This window comes from Acetobacter farinalis, assembly GCF_011516935.1.
GTDB classification, from domain to species: domain Bacteria; phylum Pseudomonadota; class Alphaproteobacteria; order Acetobacterales; family Acetobacteraceae; genus Acetobacter; species Acetobacter farinalis.
In genome coordinates this window covers 1-7,149 of the sequence record NZ_WOTF01000037.1, presented here as the reverse complement: position 1 = coordinate 7,149, position 7,149 = coordinate 1, and the positions used below count along the sequence as shown (strand labels likewise).

The 7,149-nt window shown below is 57.6% G+C and carries 5 protein-coding genes; 2 read left to right on the top strand and 3 right to left on the bottom strand.

Going from position 1 to position 7,149, the window contains the following annotated elements; genetic code table 11:
• Positions 1 to 111 precede the first annotated feature (111 nt).
• The gene (locus tag GOB82_RS12745; protein ID WP_166123663.1) at positions 112 to 840 is read left to right on the top strand and encodes a hypothetical protein; all 729 of its coding nucleotides are present in this window, start codon (positions 112 to 114) and stop codon (positions 838 to 840) included.
• Between the two features lie 452 nt (positions 841 to 1,292).
• Here the strand turns inward: GOB82_RS12745 and GOB82_RS12740 are convergent, their stop codons facing one another.
• The 3 genes from GOB82_RS12740 to GOB82_RS12730 all read right to left on the bottom strand — a co-directional run bounded on the left by GOB82_RS12740 (position 1,293) and on the right by GOB82_RS12730 (position 3,354).
• Positions 1,293 to 1,913: a hypothetical protein gene (locus GOB82_RS12740; RefSeq protein WP_166123661.1), complete on the bottom strand. Its 621-nt coding sequence runs from the start codon at positions 1,911 to 1,913 to the stop codon at positions 1,293 to 1,295.
• Between the two features lie 15 nt (positions 1,914 to 1,928).
• Positions 1,929 to 2,732, bottom strand: a complete 804-nt coding sequence (locus tag GOB82_RS12735; RefSeq protein WP_242007413.1) for a nucleotide-binding protein — start codon at positions 2,730 to 2,732, stop codon at positions 1,929 to 1,931.
• Between the two features lie 154 nt (positions 2,733 to 2,886).
• A complete protein-coding gene (locus tag GOB82_RS12730; RefSeq protein ID WP_166123659.1) occupies positions 2,887 to 3,354 on the bottom strand; it encodes a hypothetical protein in 468 nt (155 codons plus the stop codon).
• A 922-nt stretch (positions 3,355 to 4,276) separates the two neighbouring features.
• Here GOB82_RS12730 and mobF point away from each other — a divergent pair.
• Positions 4,277 to 7,069, top strand: coding sequence for a MobF family relaxase (mobF, locus tag GOB82_RS12725; protein ID WP_166123657.1), 2,793 nt, complete (start codon positions 4,277 to 4,279; stop codon positions 7,067 to 7,069).
• The last annotated feature ends 80 nt before the right edge of the window (positions 7,070 to 7,149 follow it).

Below are 7,149 nucleotides of genomic sequence, written 5' to 3'. Positions count from 1 at the left end.
GTCGCAGCGAATGTCGCTGCGACAGCATCATTCTGTTCTGATCGCTCTGTCATGAACAGAACACATCACCACACTATAAACTCAACAAGGCGTCTCACTCCGGAAGCTTACATGGAACCCATCCTAGCCGCGCTTTCTCCATCCGCACCGCCGATGATCCATTACATGTGTGGACAGACCGAGGGAGCGACCGTTTTCTGTAATGAAAACGATGTCCAGTATGTTGATGACCGCCGGATTTTGACCCGGCAGGAGGTCAGGATTCTGCGCTGGGCAGAGAAGAACCTCTCCCTGATTGATCGTAATGTTTACGTGTCAATCGTCGCTTTGCGTGTGATGATCGGAGCCGTTTCACCCGACATCAGGACGTATTGCTGCTTAAAGAACGGCGACCTTGTTATGCCGGCCTTGCCTGTTCGGATGCGGCTCATGCCTGCTCTCGGGGTGGCGTGGCCCGACGTTCCGGCGTGGGGAGACATCGTAAGGACGCTCGTGACGGCAACCGGGCGCGGGAACGCGAACCGGGAAATGGAGCGCCTGCTGGTGCCTGCCCTGGTCGGTCTGGGGGATGCTGTCGCGCCAGCTATATCCTGCACGAACAGCCAGTTTGCGGGAGGGCGGGATAGAGACAGCGAGGTTGGGGAGCGAATCCGGGGAATTGCCGCTACAGTTCACGGGGAAGACTGGGAGTTTTTCGATAGGCGACGGGGCGGCGGTGGTGGTGGTGGCGGGCGGATTGCAGGAGGTGGCGCAAGTCGCGTGGGGGTCGGGAAAAGAAACGGCCCGTCTCCGGGTGCGCCCAGGCCGAGGGGGCGAGTGTTGCGGCCGCGATGGGGGTGATGCGAAGCGGGTTGAAGGGGCCTGGGCTCGGGGGAGGGATGCCCCGGCTCCGCCGGGAGGCATGGAAACGCGAGCGAGGCGGCGCCGAGCCTCCTCCCCAAGCGAAGAGCCTCCCACCTCTGGTTTCCTTGAACCCACGTTGAATCAGACAAAGAAAAAGGCGGCACGGTGGCCGCCTCTGGGGATGTCACAGTCATAATGGAGAAGCGAGGATCACATCCTGCGCGATTGTTCTTCGGTCGGTTTGAGTTGCTCAGGCGTCTGCTGCTTTATCCGGACCATCATCCGTCTCAGCGCAGATTTTTGCTCGGGTTTCCTCCCCTTGCCTTTATGCTCTGCCTTTTCCTTCTTGCCGGCGCCATCAGCTTTCCCGCGTTCCGTTCTCCTCGCCGACTTCGCCGATCGTCTTGATTGACGATGAAACCGCGTCGCCCATACCGACCTGATTTATTTTAGGAGTCGCGCCGGCCCCAGCGGCGGATCGCATCGCGGGGCGGAAGGGCGAAAATGAAGCGGATCAACAGGCTGGTTGCTGCCCATGCGATAATCAGGCGAACGGCAAGAAACGCGACAGTCCCGGCGGCGAGCAGAAACCATGGCGCCTGAGCCTGGAGCCATCGGTTCAGTTCGTCGTCCGGCACGTTGACGTAACCAATACCCAGACTGCCGAGATAAAGACCTGCGGCGAACAGGATCACGCCGCAGGCCCATTGCGTTGTCGTCGCGATGTCGAGTTTTGCTTCGGCTCTCTTGTCCAGCGTCTGCTCGATCGCATTGGCCAGTCGGGCAGACACGGTCTGCACCAGTTCCGCCACGCGCGTCTCAAGCCGTGCCTGAGCCGCCGCCTCCCCGTGCGCGGCCGCGTCGCCGAATTCCCGGATCGCCTTGCTCGCGGCCGTCTCCAGCTCGCCGGTCAGCGAGGTCAGGGTCGCGCGGATGTGCTCATTGATCAGCAGCCGCACGACCTCCGGATCGTCAGGGCTGATCCCAGCGGCGCCCACGGCCGACCAGGCGCGGTCGCGGGTCTCTGGAGCGACGCCCAGCGCCTCGGCCGTGTCCTTGAAGATCGTCATGATCCGATCCTCCCGTCACAGACCGAGGAAGCCGGATGCCGGTTCAATGGCCTTGCGGAATTCGCGCAGGAATTGACTCGCGATCGTGCGCTCGGTGATGGTCAGTTCAGGATGCCGGGCGCAGTCTGAAAATTTCAGATTGAGCGCGTTGAGTTTCGCCCGCGCCCCGACCTGTATGCCGGGCATGGAGACCTCGATACCGCCCGCAGCCAGAAGGCGATCGCGCCCCTTGCCGTAGCGCCGTTCGCTGCCGGAAGTGTAACCAAACCAGTAGGGAAAGTCGGCTTTAAGGTCGCGGCTCTCACGCATATTCAGAACGGCGACATGATCAACGGAATCGGTCCAGAAAGCACTCATATACTGACTGACGGACTGGGCGCTTTCGATCTCGTTGTCGATGACATGCACGAGCGTCAGACGAACGTCGTTCTCATCCAGTGCGGCAAGGAATCCATCGACCCGTTCCCCGTCGCCATTGTCCACGATCTTGCTGATCTCGAAGCGGCTGCCGCCCGGCAGATCGTGCAGAATCACATCGGCGGCGGACGCAATCGAATTCAGAAGCGTGACACGCTCCGCGTCCTGGCGAAGATCATAAAACTGGACGACATCATGGTAGACGCGCGCCAGCCCGCCGATCTGGCCATCCGCGTCAAAGATGGCCGCTTTCGTATTGCGTTCCCGATACACGTCCGTCATCAGGCGGGCGAATGTGGTCTTGCCAACACCGCCTTTTCCTGAGACGACGAGCACTAGGCGTTTCGTCCTGCCTCCCATGTCAAAGCACTCCTGTTCATTGAACCGCGATCTGCGCTTCATGGAATTAGTATAGTGTGCTTTGTCGAAAGCTCCGGATCGCTGCGCGAAACGTCCCTGTCAGGCAGACATAAAAATGGCGGAACCGGTGTGATCCAGTTCCGCCTCTGTCGGAATCAAGCCCCGCTGTGTTGCGGAGAGCAACTATTGGCAGTTCTTATGCGTCTAGTGATGGCGGCTTCCTCGACGTGAATCCTGACATCGAGGGCGAGGCTGCTTCAGCCGGCGCAGAATCCGATGTCGGACGCGCCGGCTTCGAAGTGCGGGAATCATTGCTGTTGCTCGCCGCAACCTTGTCGGCCGCTGCATCGGAATCCGGTTTCGGCTTGCGTGTCGGGCGACGGGACGCACCACCCCGCGTTTCCTTTGCGATGCGCTTCATATAGGTCGCAAACGTGCCTGCGCTGATTTCGATGCCGCGTTTGGTCAGCATGTCGCAGATTTCGGAATCCGTGCGACCGTCCTGCTTCATTTTCAGGAGTGGTTCGTGAATCTGTTTGACCAGGTCGTAAACAGTCTGCGGTTTACGAGACAGCCATTCCTCATGCTCCTGCGCGAGATCAGCCGTCAGTTCCTCGACCGACATCGTCAGATTGACTGCCGAACGCCTTGTTGTCTTTGCCATGCCGTATTCCCTTTCGATCTAAAAGCTGTGTTGCTCGTCGCAACATGCTCGCCGCAACGCACGCCTATGACGTAGAGTATAACCTAATCACGGATCTCAGCAGACCATGACGCCCGCGCTCTCGCCTTATATGGGTCCTGATTCGCTTACTATGCTACCCGATCAGACAGACAACATCCCATACGCAGAATCGATATAGCATCACCATTCCGCATCTGACCCCATGATACCAACCCACTTAATTATCCTCACGCAATTCCCACCCTCATTCCACCATTCCATTCCTCATATTCCCCATTGATACCCCTATCCCGCACATCATCATTTAATCCCTATTTTTTAATCTCAAATTCCCTCAAACAGATATGAATCCAAGACATTTCGTAACGATAACAAAACACCAAATCCATTAGATTATATTTTTCAACACACCACGCATCTTCGACGCCCGTAAGCACTCGAACCCGCTGTAAACAGCCATTTCTCCGTTAAAAGCGTCGGGAACAATCGTGCCGATCACCCGACAGATTTCTGCCCTGACCCCGACCAGATCAGGACAGAAAACGAGCGCGTTTACGATGCAAGCCCGTAGCGGTTCCGGAAACAGGATTCTGGCCTGACCGAGACAATCAGTGAGGCTTCCTTTTTGCCTCCCGGCGGGGGAGCGTTGCGTGTGTCGGCAGCCCTCGGCTCCGCCTCGGTCGCGTCTTCATATCCATCGCGAAGAGCAACACCATCCATGGCCCAGCGCGACATCCTCCGCCCCGGTTCCGTAATCCGATTCCGACAATGACTAGGCATAAACGGCGGCATCCCGCCATCCATTGCCGGAACAGGAATCAACGCCCCTTCGGAACCCGCTCCATGCGGGAATCGGAACTACAATCAGTGAACGGAAACACCCATTCGAGGAACGGGAATCATGTTCACTTGCACACCACTGTCGAGTGTCGAGTATTACATCGAGTCGGTCAATCAGGAACTGCTGAACCAGCCGGGTCTGGACGGATCGGAACCACATCCGAACCAGCACCAGATAATGCTCCCCGCCGGCCGGAAACGCGGAGACTGGTCTGATCGGGATAGGGCCAGTTATTATCTGGACAACGGAACCGGCGAGAAACCCGGCGTCTGGTGGACAAATGCCCGCGTTGAAGTGGGACAGGCATACCCGTTTGTGATCGACGGCTCTCAGGTCGATTCCAGGGATTTCAGGAACCTCGCCGCCGGTCGTGATCCGCTCACACAAGACATTCTCACACAGAAGGGTAAGGAACACCGGGTCGGCTATGATCTGCAATTTGCAGCGCCGAAATCGGTATCAGTTCTGTGGGCAGCCGGGAACAGGGATCAACGCGATATTATGGAAGACGTGCAACAGGCGGCCGTCTTCAAGGCATTGGAATATGTGCAGCAGAATGGACTGATCGTAACGCGGTGCGGGAAGAACGGGAAGGACAGACAGACACCGGCGGAACTGATGGCGGGAACATTCCTGCACACAACCAGTCGCTCTGGTGATCCGCAGCTTCACACCCATGCGGTATTGATGAACGTGTGCCGGAGAGCGGACGGCACGACAGGAACCATCGACAATCTAGAACTGCTGAAACACCAGCAGGAGATCGGCGCGGTCTATCGTCTAGCGCTGATTGAGGGACTAGAGCGCAGACTTGGCATAACAGCGGTCAAGGATGAGAGGAACTTCCGTATCCTCGGCGTTCCGGGGTCTCTGGAACAGAAATTCTCAAAGCGCCGTGACGACATTGTCGCTGAGGCCCGCGAGATGGGAATCGATACAGCGACTCACCGGGACGCGGCGGAGAACATCAGCCGGAACACTCGTGGGTCAAAAGACGACCTGCCGACGCGGGCCGAACTGAATGAGCGTTGGGACAGAGAAATCCGCGAAGAAGGATGGACACGGGAATCGATCTGGGAATCGGCGATGGCCGCGACAGCGGACAAATCCGCTCGTCCATTCGACACTAAGGCAGCCTTCGAACGTGCGCTTGAGCAACTGACATCGACCGAGACTGTTATTGAAGATCGGCATCTGATCGGAACCATTCTTGAGCATTGTCAGGGACGATCGATGACGGTGGATGACGCGATCGCCATAGCGGTCGCCTTGCGCAAATCGGAACGCCTGATCGAACTGAGCGGGAACGATCAGACGAAGACGCGGGAACTCATGTTCTCGACCCCAGAGATCATCGACATGGAACGCCAGATCGTGCGTATTGCGATCAGACGTAAGGCAGAAGGGCAACTGGTTCCTGCTGATCTGATCGAAGCGGCCATTGCACGAAAAGGAACTATCTCCGACGAACAGGCGGAACTGGTCAGGCACGCTCTGAACAGGGATGGAATCTCCGTGGCCGAGGGATCAGCGGGAACGGGAAAGTCGTTCTCGTTAGGAACCGCCGCTGAGGCTGCGAGGGACGCGGGTCTTCGGGTCTGGGTAACCGCGCCCAGCCATCAGGCGGTATCGGTCATCGCCAGGGACACAGACACGGATCAGACTCAGTCTGCTGTCCTGCGTTCATTCCTGAATCGCATTTCCGATCCCGAACACAAACAGAGAATCAGGCTGTCACGGGACGATGTCGTGATCGTCGATGAGGCCGGCATGGTGGCCACGACGGAGATGAATGAACTGCTCCGGGAAACAGCGAAAGCCGGTGCAAAGGTGATCCTGTCCGGGGACACTCGGCAACTCAAGCCGGTGGCTCCAGGGTCACCGCTTCGACTGATCTCCGAAGCGATCGGCACGGAACGCATCAACCAGATCAGGCGACAGAAAGTGGACTGGCAGAGACAGGCAAGCCAGCATTTCGCGGCCGGCGATGTGGAACAGGCGGTCAATGCCTATGCCTCCCATGACCGGATCGTCATTGGGGAAGGCCAGGGACTGCGGAATATGCTAATCGAGGACTACCTTGGGGATGTTCGTAGTAACCCGACTGGAACAAGAATGGTGCTTGCGAGGACACATAATGAAGTCCGGAATCTGAACACCGATCTTCGGAATCTTCTCCGGAACGAGGGACAGATTGCCGGGTCGGACATTGAGATTGAAGCCTTGAGCCGGGGACTGAAACCAGTGGCCGGATCGCTGGCCTTGGCAATGGGTGACCGCCTTATCTTTGGCGAGAATATCCGGGCCGCCGGGAACGTGATCAGGAACAATGATGTTGCGACGGTGAGGGCCGTTTTTCGGGACAATACTGATGGCGAACCGGTCGTGACTCTTGCCTTCGATCGCGGTTTCGAGGTGACAACGCGCTGGTCTGATCTGGAACGGCTTTCGAGCTCAAAAGGGAACGAGCCTTATACACGACCGCTTCGCGTCCAGCACGCCTATGCCGTAACGGTCCATTCCTCACAAGGAGCCAGTGTGGACAGGTCTTATGTTCTGAATGCGGCCGGAATGGATAGGGAGGCATTGTATGTGGGAATGACCCGCCATAAAGAAGATTGCCATCTTTATACTGACGTGACCCGTATCGGAATCAACGTCAGGGACAACCGCATCAGACGCGATGGCGTGAAAGTCCAGATCAGTGACGCTGGGAAACTGGAAGCCCCGGACGCACAGGATCGGGATGATGCTGGGGACAGGGTGAACCGGGAGACTGTGATCCGCCAGATCATCTATGAGGGACAGAAGTCGAGAGAAAAAGTAAGCATCCGGAGAGAGCCGCGGGCGTAATCAGGCTTTGATGGTATTATTGCTGTGGTGAAGGGTTTTCCAGTGCCATGGCAGGAGTTCATGGAGGCGTGGATTTGGCA